We start from the raw sequence: 1,204 nt of genomic DNA on the forward strand, positions 1-1,204 counted from the left end.
CGGCTCGGGGTGGCAATCGGACGTTGACCTTTCGCCGCGAAGCGGACGTTCTGTCTCCAACCCTTCTCCGACGTTCGGGGGAGTGGCCTCGGGACTATCGAGGTACGGATGATGGGGCTGTCGAGGTTCCAATGCTGCGGCCAAGAAAGTCTCGTGTCAGCCAAGCAATCCTGTCCGTCGCCTCATCTAGCGCGAAATGGCCAGCATCGAGGATGTACAACTCTGCCTTCGGTGTGTCGCGCAGATAGGCTTCGGCTCCTGGCACAATGAAGGAGGGATCGTAACGGCCCCACAGCACGAGGGTCGGCAACGGTTGCGTGCGCATCCACGCCTGCCAAGCTGGGTAGGATGCGACGTTCGTTTGGTAGTCTGAAAGGAGGACCGCCTGGATGTCCCGCTCACCTGGCCGGGACAGGATCGCGTACTCGTCCATCCAGGTGTCCGGGTTGTACCGCTCCGGATTTGGGCTGGTGCCGAGATGGCGCTGCTTGGCCCCTTCGAGGGACATGAAGGCGTCGACCTGCTCGGGATGGGCTGCGGGGTCGGCCCAGTACTGGGCGATGCCCTGCCACTTCGCTCCGAGCCCCTCCACGTAGGCGTTGGCGTTCTGGACGATCAGCGCGCTCACACGGTCGGGATGGGCGAGCGCCATGCGAAAGCCGACCGGGCCGCCGTAATCCTGCATGAACAGCGTGTACCGCGCGAGGCCGAGTTGCGCGGTCAAGCCCTCCATCGTCGCGGCGAGGTTGTCGAAGGTATAGGTGTATTGCGCGGGCGTCGGCGCATCGCTCTGACCGAAGCCAGGGTAGTCCGGCGCAATCAGGTGGTAGCGATCGGCGAGCAGCGGCAGCAGCGCGTCCCACTGGCGGGATGACGACGGATAGCCGTGCAGCAGCAAGATCGTGGGCGCATCGCGCAGCCCAGCCTCGCGGTAGAAGATGCCAACACCGTTTACCTCGACCCGATGGTAAGTCGTCGTAGCCTGGGTGGAGGGAAGCGGGTGCGGCGTTCCTTGTCCAAGCGCCAGGGCCGTTGCAGCGGCTAGGACTGTTTGTGTCGGCATAATTCATCTCCTCTGCGGGGGAGAGATAGGACCTTCCCGTTGGAAAGGCCGCAACGACCACTTCCCACGCGATCCAATCGCAGGGCTCTCTGTCGTAGAGTGCCCCGAAGCAGACCGTCCGACCTTCCGCAAGGGGTCGTG

General features: G+C 63.8%; 1 protein-coding gene. It reads right to left on the minus strand.

What is annotated here, in order from left to right; genetic code table 11:
* Positions 1-94: 94 nt before the first annotated feature.
* Positions 95-1,063: an alpha/beta fold hydrolase gene (locus MKL11_RS00975; protein ID WP_243939436.1), complete on the minus strand. Its 969-nt coding sequence runs from the start codon at positions 1,061-1,063 to the stop codon at positions 95-97.
* Positions 1,064-1,204 lie beyond the last annotated feature (141 nt).

The sequence above is a fragment of the Methylobacterium sp. J-077 genome (assembly GCF_022829365.1).
Taxonomy (GTDB): Bacteria; Pseudomonadota; Alphaproteobacteria; order Rhizobiales; family Beijerinckiaceae; genus Methylobacterium.

Coding starts and splice junctions, on each gene's coding strand:
- MKL11_RS00975 (WP_243939436.1), bottom strand. CDS start 1,063: ATGCCGACACAAACAGTCCTAGCCGCTGCAACGGCCCTGGCGCTTGGA.